At 59.8% G+C, this 20,988-nt stretch carries 15 protein-coding genes, 1 tRNA gene and 2 pseudogenes; 10 read left to right on the forward strand and 8 right to left on the reverse strand.

Annotated elements, in window-relative coordinates; all coding sequences use genetic code 11:
• Positions 1–98 precede the first annotated feature (98 nt).
• A complete protein-coding gene (locus tag ACVOK8_RS06300; RefSeq protein ID WP_481566080.1) occupies positions 99–1,130 on the forward strand; it encodes a CDP-glycerol glycerophosphotransferase family protein in 1,032 nt (343 codons plus the stop codon).
• Between the two features lie 159 nt (positions 1,131–1,289).
• Here the strand turns inward: ACVOK8_RS06300 and ACVOK8_RS06305 are convergent, their stop codons facing one another.
• The 4 genes from ACVOK8_RS06305 to ACVOK8_RS06320 all read right to left on the reverse strand — a co-directional run bounded on the left by ACVOK8_RS06305 (position 1,290) and on the right by ACVOK8_RS06320 (position 5,635).
• The gene (locus ACVOK8_RS06305) at positions 1,290–2,804 is read right to left on the reverse strand and encodes a PH domain-containing protein (protein ID WP_481566081.1); all 1,515 of its coding nucleotides are present in this window, start codon (positions 2,802–2,804) and stop codon (positions 1,290–1,292) included.
• On the reverse strand, positions 2,801–3,307 hold the full coding sequence (locus ACVOK8_RS06310) for a PH domain-containing protein (protein WP_481566082.1): 507 nt from the start codon (positions 3,305–3,307) through the stop codon (positions 2,801–2,803). The genes ACVOK8_RS06305 and ACVOK8_RS06310 overlap by 4 nt, the downstream gene beginning before the upstream one ends.
• A gap of 211 nt (positions 3,308–3,518) precedes the next feature.
• The gene (gene ribA, locus ACVOK8_RS06315) at positions 3,519–4,640 is read right to left on the reverse strand and encodes a GTP cyclohydrolase II RibA (protein WP_481566083.1); all 1,122 of its coding nucleotides are present in this window, start codon (positions 4,638–4,640) and stop codon (positions 3,519–3,521) included.
• Between the two features lie 74 nt (positions 4,641–4,714).
• Positions 4,715–5,635: a lauroyl acyltransferase gene (locus ACVOK8_RS06320; RefSeq protein ID WP_481566084.1), complete on the reverse strand. Its 921-nt coding sequence runs from the start codon at positions 5,633–5,635 to the stop codon at positions 4,715–4,717.
• Positions 5,636–5,698: 63 nt separating this feature from the next.
• Between ACVOK8_RS06320 and dtd the strand changes: the two genes are divergently transcribed.
• Positions 5,699–6,139, forward strand: coding sequence for a D-aminoacyl-tRNA deacylase (gene dtd, locus ACVOK8_RS06325; protein ID WP_481566085.1), 441 nt, complete (start codon positions 5,699–5,701; stop codon positions 6,137–6,139).
• Positions 6,140–6,232: 93 nt separating this feature from the next.
• The gene (gene rpoD, locus ACVOK8_RS06330; RefSeq protein ID WP_481515831.1) at positions 6,233–8,080 is read left to right on the forward strand and encodes an RNA polymerase sigma factor RpoD; all 1,848 of its coding nucleotides are present in this window, start codon (positions 6,233–6,235) and stop codon (positions 8,078–8,080) included.
• Positions 8,081–8,475: 395 nt separating this feature from the next.
• Here the strand turns inward: rpoD and ACVOK8_RS06335 are convergent, their stop codons facing one another.
• Positions 8,476–11,487: a TonB-dependent receptor gene (locus tag ACVOK8_RS06335; RefSeq protein ID WP_481566086.1), complete on the reverse strand. Its 3,012-nt coding sequence runs from the start codon at positions 11,485–11,487 to the stop codon at positions 8,476–8,478.
• A 733-nt stretch (positions 11,488–12,220) separates the two neighbouring features.
• Here ACVOK8_RS06335 and ACVOK8_RS06340 point away from each other — a divergent pair.
• Positions 12,221–12,296, forward strand: a tRNA-Ile gene (locus ACVOK8_RS06340).
• 68 nt (positions 12,297–12,364) lie between these two features.
• Here the strand turns inward: ACVOK8_RS06340 and ACVOK8_RS06345 are convergent.
• Positions 12,365–13,553, reverse strand: a pseudogene (locus ACVOK8_RS06345) (site-specific integrase).
• A gap of 297 nt (positions 13,554–13,850) precedes the next feature.
• Here ACVOK8_RS06345 and ACVOK8_RS06350 point away from each other — a divergent pair.
• From ACVOK8_RS06350 to ACVOK8_RS06365, 4 genes are all read left to right on the forward strand, one after another.
• A complete protein-coding gene (locus ACVOK8_RS06350; RefSeq protein ID WP_481566087.1) occupies positions 13,851–14,048 on the forward strand; it encodes a Com family DNA-binding transcriptional regulator in 198 nt (65 codons plus the stop codon).
• Positions 13,966–14,676, forward strand: coding sequence for a DNA-methyltransferase (locus tag ACVOK8_RS06355; protein WP_481566088.1), 711 nt, complete (start codon positions 13,966–13,968; stop codon positions 14,674–14,676). The genes ACVOK8_RS06350 and ACVOK8_RS06355 overlap by 83 nt, the downstream gene beginning before the upstream one ends.
• 938 nt (positions 14,677–15,614) lie before the next feature.
• Complete coding sequence (locus ACVOK8_RS06360; protein WP_481566089.1) at positions 15,615–15,893, forward strand: type II toxin-antitoxin system RelE/ParE family toxin; 279 nt, start codon at positions 15,615–15,617, stop codon at positions 15,891–15,893.
• A 139-nt stretch (positions 15,894–16,032) separates the two neighbouring features.
• Complete coding sequence (locus tag ACVOK8_RS06365) at positions 16,033–16,347, forward strand: HigA family addiction module antitoxin (RefSeq protein ID WP_481566090.1); 315 nt, start codon at positions 16,033–16,035, stop codon at positions 16,345–16,347.
• Positions 16,348–16,475: 128 nt separating this feature from the next.
• Here ACVOK8_RS06365 and ACVOK8_RS06370 read toward each other — a convergent pair whose 3' ends face one another.
• Entirely contained in the window at positions 16,476–18,248 is a 1,773-nt protein-coding gene (locus ACVOK8_RS06370; RefSeq protein ID WP_481566091.1) for an ATP-dependent nuclease, read from the reverse strand.
• Between the two features lie 163 nt (positions 18,249–18,411).
• On the opposite strand from ACVOK8_RS06370, the pseudogene ACVOK8_RS06375 reads away from it, so the two are divergent.
• Positions 18,412–18,710 (forward strand): annotated as a pseudogene (locus ACVOK8_RS06375) (IS3 family transposase); the annotation flags it as partial.
• Between the two features lie 45 nt (positions 18,711–18,755).
• Here the strand turns inward: ACVOK8_RS06375 and ACVOK8_RS06380 are convergent.
• A complete protein-coding gene (locus ACVOK8_RS06380; RefSeq protein ID WP_481566092.1) occupies positions 18,756–19,190 on the reverse strand; it encodes a hypothetical protein in 435 nt (144 codons plus the stop codon).
• Between the two features lie 990 nt (positions 19,191–20,180).
• On the opposite strand from ACVOK8_RS06380, the gene ACVOK8_RS06385 reads away from it, so the two are divergent.
• On the forward strand, positions 20,181–20,975 hold the full coding sequence (locus ACVOK8_RS06385) for a DUF4198 domain-containing protein (protein ID WP_481566093.1): 795 nt from the start codon (positions 20,181–20,183) through the stop codon (positions 20,973–20,975).
• Positions 20,976–20,988: the final 13 nt, after the last annotated feature.

Below are 20,988 nucleotides of genomic sequence, written 5' to 3' on the forward strand. Positions count from 1 at the left end.
CGTCTGGCACGGGGGATCGGGCCAAAGCCTAGCAGCGACGGCTTCCACTGGCGATGCGATAATTTCGGCATATCCGGGATATTCAGGAGTTCCCCACCGTGCCACGCCACTATCTGCTGTACGGGTCCGAGCGCTATGCGCTGGCCATCCTCCGCCCGCTGCAGGCGGCGATCCGCGCGCGTGGTGATGTGGCGGCCTGGTTTTTCGATGGCCCGGGCGCGGAAGACCTGACCGCTGACGAAACCCTGCTGACCGTTGAGCAGGTGCGCGCATGGAACCCCTGCGCGGTGATCACCTCCTCCAACGCGGTGCCGCACTTCTTCCCCGGGGTGAAGGTCGAGACCTTCCACGGCTTTGACGCGGGCAAGCCGCGCCACATCTATATCCGCGGCTTCTTCGACCTGTATTGCACCACCGGCCCGCGCGATACCGCTGCGTTCTCGGAATTGGCACAAAAGACCGGACATTTTTCGGTGGTGGAAACTGGCTTCCCGAAGATCGACCCGTTCATGAGCCAGCTCAAGGACGAGCCCGATCCGGTGCGCGAACCGCCGGTGATCCTGTATCACTCGACTTTCTCACCGTCCTGGAGTGCCGCCAGCATTCTGTACGACGAGATCAAGCGCCTGTCGCAGACTGGTGAATGGCGCTGGATCGTCACCTTCCATCCGAAGATGGACCCGGAAATCACCGCCAAGTACCGCGCGCTGGAAGGCCCCTACCTGCGTTTTGCTGATGACGACAACATTCTGGACCTGTTCCCGCAGGTGGACATGATGTGCTCGGACACCTCCTCGGCACTCAACGAATTCCTGCTGACCTACAAGCCGGTGGTGACCTTCAAGAACCGCCGGCCGGGCCCGCAGCTGCTGGATATCGACGACCCGGCTCAGTTTGAAGGCGCCATCCGCACCGCGCTGTCGCGGCCGCCGGAACTGATGGCCGCGGTGCGCCAGTTTGCCGACCAGCTGCATCCCTACCGCGATGGCCAGTCCAGTGAGCGCATCCTGCAGGCGATTGATGATTTCATCGCCAAGGGCGGGCGCAACCGCAAACCCAAGCCGCGCAACTGGTGGCGCAAGATCAAGTTGCGCAAGCGGATTGGCTATTGGGGCCCTGCGCGGGTTTAGTCGCGCGAGGCTTTCCCCTCTCCCGCCCCTTTGGGGCACCTTCTCCCGCATGGGGAGAGGGATAAAGTCGTCGCAAGTTGACGCATTGCCTGCGATTTCAGCTTCTCCCCTCTCCCCTTGCGGGAGAGGGTGCCCCGAAGGGGTGGAAGAGGGGGAGCCTCACCAGCGCAGCTTGCGCCGCACCATCTCCCGCTCAAGCTGCGCCATCAAAGCACGTGCTTGGGCTTCTTCCAGAAAGCGCAGCTGCAAGGCCGGTGCACCGCCTGCGCCAGCGGTATCCAGCGTCAGCGTAGCGGTGCCGAATTGCCGGTCCAACGGTGAACGATCCAGTCGCAACGCCTGCAGCTTGTCCAGCTCGGCGACCCGCCACCAGCGGTTCCACCAGCCACCACGGATGGCCACCCGCTGCGCGTCGATGTTGTAGCCGATGCGGCTTACCTGGCGATGCGCCTTCAGTGCGGACCATGGCAGCCAGAGCAGTGGCAGCAGACCCCATGCACTGCCGGTTTCGTATACCAGCAGTGCAGACAGCAGGCTCATCAACAGCAGCGCAGGCAGGCACAACCGCCACCAGCCGCGGGTGCTTACCGGCAGCCATTGGGCGGGCGGCCACTGCAGCTGCGGCAGCAGGTGCTGCAACAGGCCATCGCAGGCAGCAGGCGTTGCCAGCGGTGCCAGTTCCTTCAGCGCGCGCCCGTCCTGTTCCTGCTGCTGGCCGCCACTGGCGATGTCCACGCGTAGCTGGCGGCGCTTGAATAACCGATGCAATGCGCCTTCGCGCAAGGTCCAGGCCTGGATGCGACGGCGCGCCACGCTGCTGCGCACACGGGTGAACAGACCGCGTTCGACGGTGAGGCGACGGTCGGCCTCGCTCAGGCGGAAACCGTAGTACTGCACGATTGCCAGACCTATCGACAGCAGCCGCATCAGGACCAGCGCGAACGCGAGCAGCAACAGGCCGGTAGCGACCATGGTCAGCGCTCCCAGCTGCAGCTGGCTGGCATAGCCGAAGGCGTGGCGGCCCTGTTCTTCGATGAAATCGGAGGTGGTCCGGCGCGGGAACAGTTGGTAGGCCGCACCGATTGCCGCCGCCACAACAACCATTGCGCGGTTGGAAATAAGCCCCTGCCGCACCAGTTCGGACAGCGGCAGGCTCAGCAATACACCATCGGTGGGAGCGTCAGCTTGGTCGCCGCTTGGTGCTGCTTCGCTGCCGCCTTGGCGGATCAGCCGCTCCAGCTCCAGCGCCTGTGTCAGCTTGAGCACGCGCATTTCCGCTTCGGGCTTGTCGCCGCCAGCCGATTCCAGTCGCAGCTCGGCCACGCCGAACATGCGGTGCAACAGGTTCTGGTGCACCACCACATTGTGGATGCGCGCGAACGGAATCTCGCGACGGGTGCGCTCGAAGATGCCGCTGCGGATGCTCAGCGCATCGTTGCCGATGCGGTAGCGGTAACTCAGGTATTGCAGCACCGCGCTGGCGACCAGCGCCACCACGATCGCGCCACTGATCCAGTGGTGGTAGGGCAGGTCGTCATCGCGGCGGCTGCCGAACACCAGCAAGGCAACCAGCGGTAGCAGGAACTGCTGCACCTGCTGCTGCAGGGCGAACAGCCACGACCACGGATGCAGTCGCTGCTCGTCGCTGGGCAGAGGTGGCGGGAGTTCGCTCACAACGCGTCGTCGTGGTCGAGCTGCCGCGCCAGGCGATCACGCAGGCGTTCGGCGTCGGCATGTGCCAGTCCAGCCACGGCGACGGTGTTCATGCGGGTGCCGGCGGTATGCACGATCAGGGTGGCCAGGCCAGCCATGCGCTCCAGCGGACCGCGGCGCAGGTCCAGGTGCTGCACGCGCGATACCGGCACGTGGCTTTCGCTCTGCCACATATGGCCACGGCGTACACCCAGCGATTGCGCGTCCAGTCGCCAGAAGGTGAGCCGATGGCGGCGCCAGCCGAACCAGGCGCCCAACAGGGCACCGACCACGGCGGCGGCCGGTGGGCCCAGCAGCCAGTTGGATTGATCGGTAGCCAACATCAGCACCACGCAGGCGGCGCCAAACAGCAGGGCCATGCTCAGTGCCGAGCCGGTGGCGGCGAACAGCGCGCCGCGCGGTGGTAGCGGTTGCCACTGGATGTCGTCCGGCAGCGGCGTATCGAAGGCAGGAGGTTCAGTCATGCGCAGACGATATAACGGCGGGGCCGTACAGCGGTAGGTGGGCCACCGATGGCTGTTGTAGGAGCGGCGTAAGCCGCGAAGCTGGCGAGGTGGCGGGCCGCTGGAAAGCCTGTATTCGATATTTCAAGGTTGGGCACCAACGCTGGCGCCGGATGTTGCAGTGGCTTCGCGGCTTACACCGCTCCCACAAGCGCAACAAAAAGCAGGGCGCTTACTGCGCCGCCATGATCAGCGCATCCACATCCAGATGGTGGCCGGCGCGTGCGGCCTTGGTGCGCAGGTATTGCTCGTTCTCGTGGGTGATCTCGCCGGTGACCGGTACGCAGCCAACCACTTCGATGCCGGCCTTGCGCAGATGCTGCACCTTGGTCGGGTTATTGGTCAGCAGTTGGATGCGCTGCACGCCCAGCGCGCGCAGCATGGCCACGGCGCTGCCATAGCGGCGCTCGTCGGCACCGAAGCCCAGCTGTGCATCGGCGTCGATGGTGTCCAGCCCTTCGTGCTGGTAGCCGTAGGCACGCATCTTGGCGGCGATGCCGGTGCCTCGGCCTTCCTGGTCCAGGTACAACAGGATGCCGCCGCCCAGTTCTTTGAGCGTGCGCAGGCCGCGTCGCAACTGGTCGCCGCAATCGCATTTGAGCGAGCCGAACAGGTCACCGGTGAGACAGGACGAATGCACGCGCACTGGCACGATGCCGCTCATGTCCGGATTGCCGACGATCACCGCAACCTGGTCGCGCTGCGCCACGCCGCCACGGAACACGGCGAACTCGCTCATGCCGACGTCCCGCAGAGGAACCGGCGAGCGTGTCACCAGTTCGTAGTCCTGGCCGGCCTGGCCAGCACCTTCGTACAGGGCAGTGGTGTCCAGCTGCAGGCAGTCATCAAACGGGCTGCCTGCTGCATCCAGCTCCACCGAGATCATGGCCGGCAACAGCAAGCCCAGCCGCGCCACTTCCACCGTCGCTGCGTCCAGTGCATTGCCATTGGCTTGTGCATCGGTCGGCGCGATTGCATCGCGCAGATAGGCCAGTGCAGGCAGTTCGGCAAACTCGCGATCAGCCAATGGCAGATGGATGCCGTTGGCAGCGTTGATGCCCAGCGTCTGCGCGCGCGCTGCGCTCAGGAACAGGTAATGGCGACCTTGCGCGGCCTCGGCAAAGGCGGCGTAGCCTTCCGGCGAGCTGCTGTCCAGGGCAATGCTGGCCAGGCGCTGCTGGCCATCGCTGATCACTACCGGGCGGCCAGCACGGAGTTCGGCGGCGGCACGTTCGCAGCGGATGGCGGCAGTCTGGCCGAAGTAGGACGGGCTGGCGGAAGCGGGGTTGTTCATTTGAAACCTTATGGGGGCCGTTGGCTGTCGAATCAATCGAGCGGCACGGGTGACGCAGTGTTGCAGCAGCAGGTTCAGTGCGGGTGACGGGCAGTGGCGTAAGGGTCGTGCTCGCCGCTACCGGGTGGCCGCAGCGTGTAGCGCTTGTAGGTCCACTGGTACTGGGCTGGATCGCGGCGGGCGATGCGTTCGATGCCGGCATTGAGGGTAGCTGCCGCAAGTTGCAGATCCGGGTCGGCGATCTGGGCTTCGGCCGGTTCGATGTGCAGGGCGAAGTCCAAGTTGGGGCCGGTGCGCTCGCACCAGCCGTACAGGAGGGTGGCGCCGGTGCGCTCGGCCAGGCGGTTGACCAGGGTCATGGTCAGCGCCTGCATGCCGAAGAACGGGACGAATACGCCGTCACCGTTCTTGGGTTGCTGGTCGGGCAGGATGCCGGTGGCGCCGCCTTCCTTGAGCACCTTGAACAGCTGCCGCACCGCTGGGCCTTCAGCACGCACCTGGCGCACGTTGTCGCCGCCGCGGCACAGCTGCAGGAATTCATCGCCGACCGGGTTCTCCGGCGGTGCATAGACGATGGCGATCGGCCCGCGCGAGGCCAGCCACTGGTTCAACAGCTCCCAGTTGCCGTAGTGCGGTGCAATCACGATCACCCCCTTGCCCGACGCCAGCGCAGCGTCATACAGGTCCTGTCCGTGGCGTTCGCGCAGGTGCCGGGACAGGTTCTGCGCAGGGTCGTGGGTCCACAGGTACAGGGTTTCCAGTGCCTGGCGGGCGGTAGTACGCAGCACCTCGCGGTGCAGGCGCGCGCGCTGGGCGGGGTCCAGCTCCGGGTAGGTCAATTCCAGATTGCGGCGGGTGACCCGGCTCTCGCGGGCATTGATGCTGCGCCACAGCCAGGCCACCGTGTCGGCCAGGGTCCGCTGCCAGGACCAGGGCAGGTGGGTCAGGGCGCAGGCGAGGCGGTAATAGAGCTTGGCGGTGGATTGCGGTTTCATTCCCCCAAGTTTAGCCGCTGGCGCCCGGTGCTATGGTGCCCGGCCCCACAGCAGGAGCTGCCAATGCTTTGCCTGATCCAACGTGTCACCCAGGCCTCGGTCACCGTCGACGACGCCGTGGTCGGGCAGATCGGCCCGGGCCTGCTTGCCTTGGTGGGGGTGGAACCGGGCGACGACGAGGCGATGCTGTCGCGGATGGCGGACAGACTGCTCGGTTACCGGGTTTTCGCCGATGATGCCGGCAAGATGAACCGCTCCCTGCACGATACCGGTGGCGGACTGCTGCTGGTCAGCCAGTTCACCCTCGCCGCCGATACCCGTTCAGGCATGCGCCCGAGCTTCACCAGTGCCGCGCCGCCGGCCGAGGCTGAACGGCTTTTCAACCGTTTGGTGGCTATCTGCCGTGAAAAGCACGCCTCAGGGGTGGAAATTGGCCGCTTTGGTGCCCATATGGTTGTCAGCCTGATCAACGATGGGCCCGTAACCTTTCTGCTCAGACCGTAGCGCGCCGCGAACCCACCGCCCCGGCAAGCGCTATGCTGCGCTGGTATAATGCTAGGTTCCCATCTTCACAATCGCCGGTGGCGCGAGCATTACATGGCCAACGAACGTCCTGCCCAGCAAAACGACATCAAGCTTCTGATCAGCAAGGGCCTGGAACAGGGCTACCTGACCTACGCCGAAGTTAACGATCATCTGCCCGACGACATGGTCGATCCGGAGCAGATCGAAGACATCATCGGCCTGATCACCGGCATGGGCATCGATGTCCACGAAGTTGCCCCCGACGCCGACACGCTGATGCTCAGCGACGGCAACACCGGCAACCGTGAAGTCGATGATACCGCCGCTGAAGAAGCTGCTGCTGCACTTACCGCACTCGACACCGAAGGTGGCCGCACCACCGACCCGGTGCGCATGTACATGCGCGAAATGGGTACGGTCGAGCTGCTGACCCGCGAAGGCGAAATCGCCATCGCCAAGCGCATCGAAGAAGGCCTGGGCCAGGTGCAGGCTGCACTGGGCACCTTCCCGCTGGCCGTTGAGTCGGTGCTGGCCGATTACGAACTGCACAAGGAAGGCAAGAAGCGCCTGGCCGAAGTGATCGTCGGCTTCAACGACCTGGTCGAGGAAGCGCCGGCTCCGGCCGTTGCCGAAGACACCAGCGATGACGCTGATGCCGATGGCGACGAAGAAGACGACGGCGACGACGTCGAGGAAGAAGCCGGCCCAACCGGTCCGGATCCGGTGGAAGTGGCTGCCCGCATGGAGCAGCTGGCCAGCGATCTTGCCAAGTTCAAGAAGGCACACGCCAAGGGTGACACCAAGGCCCAGGCCAAGCTGCGCGAAGAAATCTCGGCCACCTTCGTGACCTTGAAGCTGCCGCTGCCGCTGACCGACGTGCTGGTACGCCTGCTGCGCGACACCATGGCCCAGGTCAAGTCGCAGGAGCGCCGTGTGCTGCACCTGGCCACCATCACCGCTCGTATGCCGCGTAAGGATTTCATCCGCTCGTGGGAAGGCAACCAGACGAATCTGGAGTGGGTGGAAGACGCGATCAAGCGTAAGCAGAAGTGGTCGTCGGCCCTGCGTGACGTCAAGGACCAGATCGTGTCCGAGCAGCAGGCCACCATCGACCTGGAAAAGAACACCCAGCTGAGCCTGGACGAGCTGAAGGAAATCAGCCGCGTCATGGCCTACGGCGAAGCCAAGGCGCGCAAGGCCAAGAAGGAAATGGTCGAGGCCAACCTGCGCCTGGTCATCTCCATTGCCAAGAAGTACACCAACCGCGGCCTGCAGTTCCTGGATCTGATCCAGGAGGGCAACATCGGCCTGATGAAGGCCGTCGACAAGTTCGAATACCGTCGCGGTTACAAGTTCTCGACCTATGCCACCTGGTGGATCCGCCAGGCGATCACCCGCTCGATCGCCGACCAGGCCCGCACCATTCGTATTCCGGTGCACATGATCGAGACGATCAACAAGTTGAACCGCATTTCCCGCCAGATGCTCCAGCAGTACGGCCGCGAGGCTACGCCGGAGGAGCTTGCCAAGGAAATGGACATGCCGGAAGACAAGATCCGCAAGGTGATGAAGATCGCCAAGGAGCCGATCTCGATGGAAACCCCGATCGGCGACGACGAGGATTCGCATCTGGGCGACTTCATCGAGGACACCAACGTGGAGTCCCCGATCGAGAACACCACCAACATCAACTTGTCGGAAACCGTGCGTGACGTGCTGGCTGGCCTCACCCCGAGGGAAGCCAAGGTGCTGCGCATGCGCTTCGGCATCGACATGAACACCGATCACACGCTGGAAGAAGTGGGCAAGCAGTTCGACGTGACCCGCGAGCGTATCCGTCAGATCGAGGCCAAGGCGCTGCGCAAGTTGCGTCACCCGAGCCGTTCGGAGCAGCTGCGCAGCTTCCTCGACATCGAGTAATCGATATCGCTGGATGGCAACGAAAAACCCCGCTTCGGCGGGGTTTTTTCATGTTCGCCTGCAGCATGAGCGGCCATCGCCTGGGTAAGCGCTGCGTACCCGGGCTGCGTTGCGAGGGTGCGCAGGACTGGTGGCTGCAGGAGCGGCGTGGGCCGCGAAGCAGGCACATCCGCAGATGGCACAGCTACCAAGGGTGTCGGCAACGTCGGCTTCGCGGCTCATGCAGCTGCGACTGAAGGGGCCGGGCCATGCGTGCAGCAGTGGCGGTCGGGCTCGATGAAGCAGCTTGGGGGTGACGACAGGCCGGGAAAAACAAAGCGGCCGTCAGGCCGCTTTGTTTGTTGAAGCGATATCCCACAAACCAACAGTGTGGATATGCAGGCCCTGTTGCTGGATCAGAAGGAGTAGCGCGCTCCAAGGTAGAAGCGACGTGGTTCGTTCCATGCCGAGTGCTGGCCATAGCCATATGCGCCACCGGAGACCAACCCCTCGGCGGCTGTCGCCGACTGTTTGTCGAGGATGTTGAAGATATCCAGGAAGAACTCGAGATTTCCGTACGGCAGGCTCCAGTTGTATTTGACCCGCGCATCCAGGGTGTAGCTTGACGGACCTTCGTGTGCGCCCACCGAGCCCGGCAATACCCATGTGTCGTAGACGCCGCGGTCGACGTAGCCATCACCCATGACCGGCAGATAGCGCGAGCTGGCGAGCTGTGCGGTCGTGTAGAGCGTGCCGCTGTTCCAGTTGAACACGCCGCTGACTTCCAGGCCGTTGTCCCAGGCGTAGGAGGCCCAGCCCTTGAGCTGGTGCTTGATGTTGCCGGCCTGTGGGCCATAGATGTTGGGTGCGCGCGGATCCAGAGCGATCCAGTCGCCCTGGAAGTCGGCGTTGCTGTCGGAGTTGGTGTTGCCCTTGGCGTCGTTGAAGGTGTACGAGACCGAGCCCTGCCAGTTGTCCTTCTTGAACTTCTGCAGCGTGACTTCGTAGCCCATGTACTTGCGCTTGCCGCCGGCGAGCGTGGCGATCACGTAGTTCGAGTTCGGGGCGCTGCTGTAGCCGAAGTATGACAGCGGAAGGTAGTAGAAGGAGCCAGGAGCCGCCTTGCCTTCATTGCCTTCTGGATCGTTTGGGTCCAATGATGCATCGGAGTACAGCCCCAGATCGTAGTCCTCCAGAATATTCCTGGTTACTCGCCTGGTAGCGGTGATGGTCAAGCTGAGGTCGTCACTGAAGGTGGTGGAGAAGCCGAGCATCATTTCGTCGGTGTACGGCGTCTTGGTGGATGGCGCGAACAGTGCATCGGGTTCTTTCTCACCGCCGCGTGTACGGAATGTTAGCCACTGGTCACCCAGGAATACCTGCTCTGCATAGCTGGGACCGGTCAAGTTGCCGGCAAAGTCGGAGATGTTGTTGCGGACCGGGTCGTAGTAGCGGCCATAGAAGCCCCAGATCTTGCTGCGGCCATCACCTGACAGGTCGTACACGACACTCAGGCGCGGGGCGAACTCCCAGTCGAACTTCGCGGACTCACCACCTTTGGAGTCATAGTGTTTCCACTGTTCGGCACGCACACCGGCGTTGACGCTCCACTGGTTCAGTGTCCAGGTGTCCTGCAGGTAGACAGTTTTGCCCTTGGAGCTGACGGTATACGGCGCGGTCTGGGTCTCGGTGATGCGGTAGTTGTTGATGTAACCACCAGGGTTGCCGGCGGTGCTGCCCAGTTTGTAGGCGCCAAGTTCCGCGGTGGATATTTCACCGTCGGCATTTCCATCAAGCAAACCCATGAAATAGGCGCGGTTGGTGCTTGCGTTGATGCTGTCGATGATGCGCCCGTAATCGGCGCCCACGATCGGGCGCGTGGTCCAGGCGTTGCCAGCCGTGTTGGTGACGGCCTCGTCCAACGTCAGTCCGCTGTACTGGTTGTCGATCGATGTGTACAGCGCCTTGTCGCCGGTATAGACGCTGTTCTCGAAGTACTCGTTCTTGGTGCTGGTAATACCAAGCTTCAGGGTGTGCGAGCCGTAGGCAGTATCCAGCCAGTACTCGACGCTGGCACCAAATTCGTCGCGGTTGCGCTCGGTAATGATGTCCGAGCCCAGGCCGCCCAGGTTGCGTTGCTCCAAGGATGCCTGCGCTGAGGAACGGAAGGCGATGGTATTGGTCGCCGAAGCATCGGCCGCTGTATTGGATATCTCGCCTTCATGGCGGAAGCCATAGGCGGTGAGCTTGAGATTCTCCCAGTCGTGGCTGTACTCCAGCTTGTAATTGTCGCCCCCCTGCTTGCGCGCATAGTCGCGGTTGTTCAAGGTGCTTGCAGTGGTGGTGCCGGTAATGTCGGTGGGATCGTTGAAGAAAGTACCGGTCAGGCGATCGTGTTCGCTGATCTGCCAAGTGGCCTTGAAGAAGCTGTAGTCGGCATCGTTCTTGACCGTGCGCATGAATTCGCCCGTCTGCGCATTGACGACATCGGTCTCGCGGTTCTTCTTCTGGTAGGACGCGAAGAACCAGAGTTTGTCCTGCAGGATCGGGCCGCCGAGGGTGAAGGCGGTATCGTAGGTCGAGAAGCCCGAGGATGTGTTGTGCTTGTTGTCCGCGACTAGGCTGTCGTTCTGCATGTAGTAGTTCAGCGAGCCGTGCCAGTCGTTGGAGCCGGATTTGGTGACTACCTTGGCGATCAGCCCGGAACCACCCGCATACTCTGCGGGTACGCCACCAGTAATGACCTGCTGTTCCTGGATGATTTCGGAGTTGAAGTTGGCGCCGAATGTTCCGGACGAAGGGTCGGTGACGTCCACGCCATCCAGCATGTAGACATTGTCGGTGGAGCTGCCGGTCGCGCCGCCGATATCCGAATAATTCACCCCCGACTTGGATGATGGATTGCCGGTGGCGCTGGGTTTCACGCCAGGTACCAGCTGCAGGTAGCTCTGGTAGCTACGGCCGGTCGGCAGTGACTCCACTTGTTCCAGCGTCAGCACACTACTCACCGTCGCCGAGGTGGTGTCGATCGCTGCGAGGGCGGTGCCGGTTACCGTAACGGTGTCCAGGTTGGTGGCGTCCGCCGAGGACGCCGAAGCCTTGCTCAACCTGTAGCCAATGTTCAACTCTTTGCCACTTACCACGGCGACATTGACGGCAGTGAAGTCATTGTGGCCTGGCGCTTCGATCTTGACGGTGTAGTTGGTCGCCGGATCAAGGCCGCTGAGGCGGAGGCGACCAGCGGAATCGGTAACGCCGGACTTGGAGACCAGACTGTCAGGCGAGCTTACCTTCACGGTGGCACCTACCAGTGGTTGGCCACCGCCGTCGTTGATGACGATACGCAAACCACCAGTGTCGGCCCAGGCTGCGCCGACGAAGCACATGCCAAGAGCAACGCTCAGTGTTTTGTGGCGGAGTTTATGCAAGTAGTTTCGTTTCAAGAAATGTACTCCCCGGAAAAGGGTTGTCGAGCGAGGCCGCGCTGCGTGGCGCGGGAGTGGTGTGCGCTCGATCCTAATGCGGCGTTAACATTGTTTATGTGCATCAAAAGACACTTCGCCTGTAGCTTTTTCCCTTCGATTACCCAACTGTCTGGTTCCTGCAGGCTGAACTGTGCTGCAGAAGATCAGGCTGAAGTAGTCAAGCAGCTTGTGTGGCGATGCAGGGAATGTTGAAGCGCAACGGTGCTGCGAACGTCGCTCGCAGGAATAGCGGTGCGTTGTTGCACGCAACGGTTGGTTGCCTGTGCACCATGAGATAAAGCAGACACCATGATGGGTCTGTTTGTGATGGACCAATGCCGGTCATCGCGCGATGCGGCCTTCCACGAATCTGGCATGGCGACGTCTGCATGCCATCAAAGCAGCGAGCCCTTCCTGTAATTGTCAGGGGCTGGCCATGTGCAGCTTTCGCAGCTTCCCGGTGCTTTCGGTAGCGCGTTAGAGCGGTTCTTGCAGGTCTTGTACGGCAGTCCCTACTTGGCTCTGGCGAGCCCCGCCCTCTTCATTACCATCCAAATGTCTGGTGGATGGAAGACACGGGCCCTGTCGGAACGGTACACTCACGCCGCTCTATGCATGATGCGATGGACACTCGCTAAGGCAAGCCCGGTCACCGGGGTTGCGCTGGTTCTGCATAAGTCAGCTTGAAATCTTTGCAGGGCCTATAGCTCAACGGTTAGAGCAGAGGACTCATAATCCTTTGGTTCCAGGTTCGAATCCTGGTGGGCCCACCAAATAAAACAGGCACTTAGGCTTGCGCCCAAGTGCCTTTTTCTTTGCCGTGGAAAAATTGGTGGAAAAATTAGCGCGGTTTCGGCGTGTCTACCACCGGCAGGTCGTGATCGTAGCGGTGGGTCATTTCGGGTGTTACATGTCCCGCCGCATCCTGCTTATCCCCCCGGTTGCCGGCGGTGTCGGTGATACCGCGATGCTTCAAACCATGCAGCGAGAACCTTTCTTTTTCGCTGATGACTTTGGCGCGGATCGCTTCTCTAATAAAGCGCTGCCACGCGCTGTCCAATGACGCTTTGCTCATTGGGTTGCCGGTCTGTTCCACCAGGAGGAAGCGATTCGCAGGTTGCAGTGGTTCGGGAAACTTCCGTCCGGGCCGATTCCAGATTTCGCGGCGGCGCTCGACCAGCGCTGTCCATGCTTGCTCGGTTTCTGTATCCCAGCGCGTCACGTTATCGCGTGAGCCTTTCCGCCGGTTGCTCTGTATCCCTTGCTCCAACCGGTGCGCGTCAGTGAGGGTGCACACCTCAACGCCGCGCAGCCGCACGCTATAGGCCAACACCATCACAGGGGCCAGGTAAGACGGGAAGCTCCCCTTTGTGTGGGGCGGGAACGCGCCGCGCTCGTGGGCAAATGCTAGAACTGCGGCGAATGCCTCCCGCGAAGGCATTTTGAACTGCTTGGCTTCCTTTGCCTGACGTACACCGAGAGCGGCATTGGTTTTGCAGTGACCGTGTCGGACCCCCCACGCCAGCGTTCGGCGAAGATAACGAAAGAGGTGGTTGGCCTTAGATGGCGTCGCCGGCAGCGCAGGCTGGCTATGCGTTGCGGCGCGCCCAACCGCGAAGGTTTCAACCAGGCGCTGCACCATTGGCGTTGTCACGCGTGCCACCTGCAGCAGGCCTAAGGTGGATCCATCATTCAGTAAGTATTCTTCAAGGGCCTTGGCGTATGCCCTGTAGTGCTTTTGGGTCAGTAGCTCCAGTTCCTTAAATTCAAGGGATCTATGAAACTGGTTGAACAGATGGCTTAGTGTGCCGGCAGTGTGGGCAGTGCGCCGCGCTTCGATGATCGCATGCAGCTCCGATAGGCGAGCTGCGTCATTCGCCACCGTCGCCTTGATCGGCCTACCGCCCCCCCGGATGTGGTGTATACACGAACCATCTGTCGCGCTCCCAGTAGATGCCAGCCGGTAGTGTGTCCTGGTCGATGTGGGCGGGTTTGGATGGGTTGAATGCCCGCTTTCTTCCTCGGCTCATCAGATCAAACTCTCCGCTCGCACTTGTTCCATGGCTATGTGTGGCAGTAGGGGCCTACTGCCGCATTTACTGCGTCCACCGTCGTCCAAATGCCACCCTGGCCGTCCTGGCCAAACCTGATCCGGTTTGCCTTTGCCCATTGCACTACCGTTCGGGATCTGGGCGTTGGTCCTGCAGGCGCAACGATACGCTGCAGGTCTGCAAAGGCCAGGATCCGACCGAAGCCGGATCCTACGTGGCCCATCACACTCGCCGGCAACAGTAGCTGCTGGTCTCCATTAGCCACGACTGCCCCCTGTGAGCCGCAGGCCGAGCTGTAGTACGTTGGTTGGGAGGTGCGGCACGATGAATCACATGAAGGCCAAGAGCCTCCCGACAGATCGCCGCGAGCGACTGACAGAAGGCTCTACCAATGAAAAACCAGTTGTTGCAGGGCGACGCCCTGAAGTTGTTGCCGACCCTGCCGAGCGCATCGTTCGACGCACTGATCACTGACCCGCCGTATGCGAGTGGTGGCCTTACCGCTGGCGCGAGACAACGGCCGCCATCCGAGAAATACGTGCAGACCGGGGGCAGGGCATTGCACGCCGATTTTGTTGGCGACGAGCGCGACCAGCGTTCCCATCTGCAGTGGATGGTGCTCTGGCTCAGTGAGTGCAACCGACTGCTCCGCGATGGCGCACCGGTCTGTTTGTTCACCGATTGGCGGCAGCTGCCGCTCACCACGGATGCGCTGCAGTGCGCGGGGTTCACCTGGCGGGGTATCACGGTCTGGGACAAGACCGAGAGGGTGCGGCCCCAGCTCGGGCGGTTCCGCAATCAGGCGGAGTACGTGGTTTGGGGCAGTAAGGGCGGCATGCCGTTGAAGCGTCAGGCCCCGGTACTGCCGGGGGTGATCCGCGAGCCAGTGCGTAAGGCGGACAAGCTCCACATGACCGGCAAGCCCACGGCGCTGATGCGCCAGCTTGTGCGGATCTGCGAGACGGGGGGCCGGATCATTGACCCCTTTGCTGGATCCGGAACCACCCTTGTAGCGGCCCAGCAGGAAGGCTACAGCTGGACCGGCATCGAGATGACGGACCACTACGCCGAAGTGTCGCGCGAGCGCCTGCGCGCCGTGTAGGCCCAACACCAGAGCTGACCGAACAGAGCCGCCCACCTGGGCGGCTTTTTCGTGGGCGCGTGGCGAAACCATACGAAATCGAGGCAAGCGGTACGGTTTCGGCCGCCTACCCCCCGAGAAACGCAATCGTCGCCCCGCCACGCCTGGCCTCTAAATACCCCCCAAATTCTGCAGGCCTGCAGGTACCGCCCAGCCGCGTCCGTGGTGGCTCGCGCGGGTATTGCTTGGGGCGTAATGGCCCTGCGGATCCCTGCGCGCGTGGTCGCTTCCTGCGGCGCGAGGGATGCTGTCCACTCCAAGCGCGATTTCTGGGGACACCCATCGGAAGACGGTAACTGGTAATCAGGCCACTTTTTAATGGCCTAAGTCATTGAAATAGCGCGATTTGTGGTGGTTACCTTTGACGGTAATCAGAGGTAACCAAAGAGGTAATCTGCCTGTAAGTTATTGATTTTATTGAGTTGGATTCGGCCAGAAGATTACCGTCCAAAAAGGTAACCTGATTACCTTCTGATTACCATTTAATTACCTTTGATAAGCATGCATAAGTAATTGAAAAATATACATTTAATTGGATATCGGCTCAGGGATTACCTTTATTACCTATTCCCGGTGGCGTCCCCAAAAATTTCTATAAGGGCGGCAGGAAGACCCGGCCCAGACCCGCTCACTACTGCTTGTGCCGCCGCCGCTTCGTCGCCGGCACGCTGATAGATGGATCCGGGGTGAAGTGGCCAGGTTGGCCAGCGGCTGCGAGTTGACCAAATGTTGTGTCACGACATCGATCGAGGATCAGGGCCTGCCACCGTCGGGCCCAAGCGGCTAGGAACCTAATGCCGGCGTCGTCGTGGAAGTCTTGCGCGGGAGGGAAAGCATTCACTGGCTTGCACTGTATCGCGTATCGGTATACGATACGGTTGCGCTAACAAGGAGTGCCTATGATCAAAACGTTTTCGAACAAGGACACCGAAAAAATTTCCCAAGGCATCAGAGTCAAAGCTTGGGTGAACGTAGAGAGACCGATTCAACGAAAGCTGGCACTGCTGAACGCTGCGACAGACCTGAAGGATCTCACTAGCCCTCCTGGAAATAGGTTTGAGGCATTGAAAGGAGATCGAGACGGTCAGTACAGCATCCGTATCAACGATCAGTATCGTATCTGCTTCAAATGGAAAGACGGCGACGCATACGACGTAGAAGTCACGGATTACCATTAAGTAGAAGGCGCCGGAGGTTTCCCTCCGGCGCGAGTTAAGAGGTAAAGACTTCATGTGATTCGTGAAGTTTGGTTCAAGATTTAACAACCCACACAGTCAGGAGGCGTCGCAGCCACAATCTGCGGCGAGACTAAAATTCATGGCAAAAGCCTATGTCAACATGGCTACCACACTTCCCCCTGTCCATCCGGGCGAGATCTTAGCTGAGGAGTTTTTAGCTCCGCTCGGCATGTCCGCTCGCGCACTTGCCAACGAGATCAAAGTCACCCCCGCCCGGGTCTCTGACATCATCGCTGGGCGTCGTGGTGTTACGGCAGATACTGCACTGCGTCTAGCGCGGTACTTCGGAACCACCGCCGAGCTCTGGCTGAACCTGCAGTCGGGCTTTGATCTGGAGACAGCAGCTAGCGAAATAGCAGATGAGATCCATGAGATCCACCCTCGGGCGGCGTAAGGCAATAAATTAATTCATAGGTGGAAGTTAGCGCACTTCCAAAGTATCAAGGAATGACTAAGCCCCCTGCGAAAGCGGGGGCTTTTTTCTGTAGATGAGTTGGTTCGCCTCGCGAACGGTCAGACTGCCTAAGGGGAAAATGCTGCGCTGAGTTCGCGAACTAGCTTTTCGAGTGAGGGCGGCACGTAGCCCAAGGCTTCCATCATGCTTACACCTTCGCGCGCAAATTTTCCTTTCCGATCTGGTTTGACAGAATAGGTGACTATGAGGCGTAGGGATGGGTCGGTTATACGTTCTTCGATGATTTGCTGTAGCGATCGGTCGCTTCCCAGAAGGCCGTGATTGAACTTTAAAAGCTCATCGGTTCGTGGTTCCAGCCAACCTTTCGACTCCGCAACTTTCCAATCACTCGGATCAAATAGTTCGTCAATGGACCAAGATAGAGAAATGCCGCTTTTCTTGATCGCTCGAACATGATCATTTGCATTCGACTTTGCAATATGTATACATTTCACTGACCCTGGCCGCCCAAGTGCATCGCAGATATATTTGATGCGGTCAGCGGCATCTTTTCCTGCGGGATCATCGTCAAGTAGAGCAATCGTTTTGCCGTTGACGTCCGAGAGGGATGCTCGGGCGATGCAACGATCCGCAACCCAGCTCGCTCCTCCCCCCAATCCTTGTGTAGCTTCGATGATAGCGTTGAGTTCGATGTCTAGAGTTCTAAATGCAGATTTCAAAATTCTTGCGTCAGTTGCCCCTTCGACGAAGACAGCGTTCCCCTTGGAGAGCAAACCCGAGGAGCGAAGTTCGGCCAGTGCGCCGAGTACTTTCCCCCGCTCAATTTCGGCCCTCTCAAGATAGGGTTCAACGAATGGCATCAAGCCGAGACTGCCATCCACCGATTCTGCTTGAGGCACAGCGTCCAGTATTGTGCGGCCATCTATCCGGGAGGCGAACTGGATAGATCCTCCTTCGCTGTCCTTTGCCGTTTTATAAAATGCAGGAGAGTGGGTGCTTACAATAATCTGCACATCTTGGGAGTAAACCTCAAACTCTCGGGCGACTTCTAGTTGTTTCGTCAACTCAAGATTGTTTTCGGGCTCTTCAAATCCCCAGATGGTTTCGGACGCGGGGCGCCCCTTGGCAGAGTTCTTCTTTCGCTGTTCGGCTAGAAATTTGAGGATCAAAGGTACGTGCCTACCCTGCACCCCATCCCCTCGATTGTGCAGAGCGGTAAGTACGCCTGAGTCAGCGGAACTGAAGTCTAGCGCCTCGAAGAGGTCGCCTAAATCCTCCGGAAGGGAAAATTCTGTCTTTAGATCAAGTAATCGCATCGATTCTTGTTCAATTTTGGAGAGTTCTGCACGCAGCCCTTCCAAAAACGCACCAGACGCATCCTTCAATTTTCCAGCAACTGTGGCGGCAAGTGCTGTGTGAAGTCTTCGCTTTAGAATATTAAAAAATGGTTTCCCACGAACAGCCGGTACATACTCAAAGGCAAGGCTCTTGGCCCAATAGCTCACACGGGAGTTCGGTGAAAAGGCCTGCCCATCTTTGCGCGTTATTTCGTCGCGGTGAGCTCCTTGGCTGTTTGATCGATAGGTCTTTCTCCAAACGATCGGCTCGGGGTCGCGATAATGTGTTGGCGGCTGCAGCTCAACTTCGATAGTTATTTCGCGAGCTTTGTTTTTCCCCACCCGTGCTTTCTGCGAAAAATCTCTATCAAAAACGAGCGATTCCTCGACGTCCGTTTCCTGATTAAAGAATAGATTGAGCGCGCGCAGTACGTTGCTTTTCCCTGCATCGTTTAGTCCCACTAGCGCGGTGTACACCGTGAAGTCAACATGTACATCGACGAGCGAACGAAAATTTATAACTCTGACGCTTGAAATGAACATGATCCCCTGAGCCTGAACAAATTTTCAATCTCAGCTTTGTACCACAATACATTGGCCCAAGATTGAGAGGGCTCAGCTCTAGTTCGCCTAGCGAACTCGGACAGCTAGCACCTCGGACGCGACGATCCGTGCTGGTCTGCGGGATCCCGATACAGGTTTAGGTCGGCACTCTGATCAAGGAACGCAGTTCACCAGCGAAGACTGACAGTGCTTTCTGCGTGAGCACGACTTGTATGCAGCGTGAGCCGGCGAGGAAATTGCCAGGACAACGCAGCAATGGACAGCTTCTTCCTGCTATTGAAACACGAATGTATTAAGCGGCGGATCTACACGAATCACGACGAGGCACGCGCCGATGTCTCCCAATACATCGAGATGTTTTGCAACCCGACACCGAGACACGGTTCCAACGGCGGGCTGTCCCCGATAGAGTTTGGATGGCAGTACGCACCAAACGGCTGAAGAGTGCCTACAAAAGCCTGTGCCATTCAGTTCGGTTTGAACGAACTATTCGACCGGCGGCTCTTTGACTGAGATCCTGAGGTAGTGTTGAGTTGAGCCTATGTCTTCGGTGCCAAGCATGTCGCGGATATCTTTGCGTAGAGCATTGACAAGCTTTGTCGGGTCGCCTGCTTGAGTCTCTCCAACCTGCTTTGCATAAGCATTCGCCAACTCAGACTGTTGCTCATTGCCGTACAAGTGAATTAAGGCAATGGCATCCTCAACAGGAATGGCCCCGTTGATTAGCTTTCCGGAAGAGTCGCGCTTGAGCATGACGCCGTCGATGCCGCACCTAACCAGTGCCTTGTAGCAGACAGCAAGTGCGTCAATTCTAGCGGTCCGGCGAGAGTTGGCGAGATCACGAGCCGACGTGAATTTATGGGCAGCAATCCAGCCGATTACTGCGATCAGTGCAGCGAATAGAATCTTCCCGTATTCCATGTTCTCTCCAGGCTGGTCTAACTACCGATTAGACGGGCCCGTGGGCCCGGTTATACGACTTATCCATAAAGCACCGTATGTTGGGCTTTCCCTTGGCACAAGCCGATCTTAGGGCGGCTGGGTAAGGCTAACAAGTCAGCGTGTAACCTCGCCCAGAGACATGCTCGGTGATCGCACCAATGTCCGCTATGCGTAGGTGGCATGAGTTTAGGCTGATTCGCCCCAAACTTGTACGAGCTCGCAAGTGTGAGCGAAGACTGCGAGGAGGTGCAAGATAGGAGATGAGTAGCTGGAACTTGTGGAAAAAAACCGTCCTGCACCGCGAACTATCAATCACTTGGATAGTCGGCTTTGGAAAAAATCCATGTGTTAAGTGGTTGATTTTTATTGATAGATTTGTTGCCTCATAATCCTTTGGTTCCAGGTTCGAATCCTGGTGGGCCCACCAGAAGAAGCAAAGGTTTGCAGAGATGCAAGCCCTTTTTGTTTTGAGCTATTCCGACTCGATGCCTACTTGGTATCTCCTATCAGTTGATCGGCCAGTGCCTTCGACGAGCCGCGTCTTCCTAGTAGAAAGAAAGCGCTCCTCACACATCACCTTGGAAAGTTGTAAACAACGCACGCTGCAATGGCGACTACGCGGTTCGAATGGAGCATGTGGCAGCTTGGTGCAGCAACAATCATCTGCCCACTGATAGTCGAACTGCAGCTGATCGAACCTCGGAATCATTTGGTGGTTCGCACCGCCATGGCTCATATATGTCCTGCTGGGCTACACCTGCCTGAAGCTCATTGGCACGGCGCGTGACGCACGCCAGCGCGAACCAGTCGTTGTAGCCGTTGCGGTTGTTCAGGCTCCGGCCCTTGGCCAGTGACCAGACGCTCGGCCATTCGCTGTTGTTCGTGAACAAATGGTATTGCGAATCATTCGCAATTGACTTAACGTATCGGCCGCCGGCATCGCGCCGGTCACCTCCATGAGACCCGTCGATGAACTTCCGTCCTTTGGCCTGCCTGCTGCTGGCCGCTGCGGTATTGCCTGCCCAGGCGCATACGCCGTACCTCGCGCCGGCCACCTTCAAGGTGCAGCCGACCAGCACGGTTACCCTCGATGCCAGCTTTGCCGAGCATTTCTTCGTGCCCGAAGTGGTGTTCGACAACAGCGAGTTCGTCGTCACCGATCCCGATGGCGTGCAGCGTGCGCCCGATGTGGTGCAGCGGCTGAAGACCCGCGCCGTGGTCGAACAGACCCTGCCGGGCAAGAAGGGCACGTATCGCTTCTCTACCGGCAACCGCCTGGGCGCCGTGTTCCGCACTTGGGAAGTGGATGGCCGCAAGGAAACCAGCCGTGATCCGGCCAAGCCGTTGCCTGCTGGTGCCACCGTGCTTTCGCATTACCAGAGCCTGTCGCGCTCCGAGGTCTACCTGACCGCCGGTGAGCCGACCCGGCAGGCCTTGGCGCCCTACGGCAAGGGTCTGGAACTGGTGCCGGTGACCCATCCATCGGACCTGTACGTCGGTGAGCAGTTCGTCTTCGAGGTGCATTACGACGGCAAGCCGTTGCCGGCACAGAAGGTGGAGATCCACGCCGCACGCGGTGATGACGAGATCCAGCCGGCTCCGGTCGAGCTGACCACCGACGCTGCCGGCAAGGCCTCGTTCGCCTTGCAGCAAGTGGGCACCTACCTGGCCCTGATCCGCTACCGCGGGCCGGCACCGGCCGGGGCCGCAGCGCCGGAGTACGGCAACAATTACACGCTCAGCTTCCGCGTGCTCGAACCCTAAGCCGCTTTCCAAC

It is taken from the genome of Stenotrophomonas sp. STEN083 (assembly GCF_056759195.1).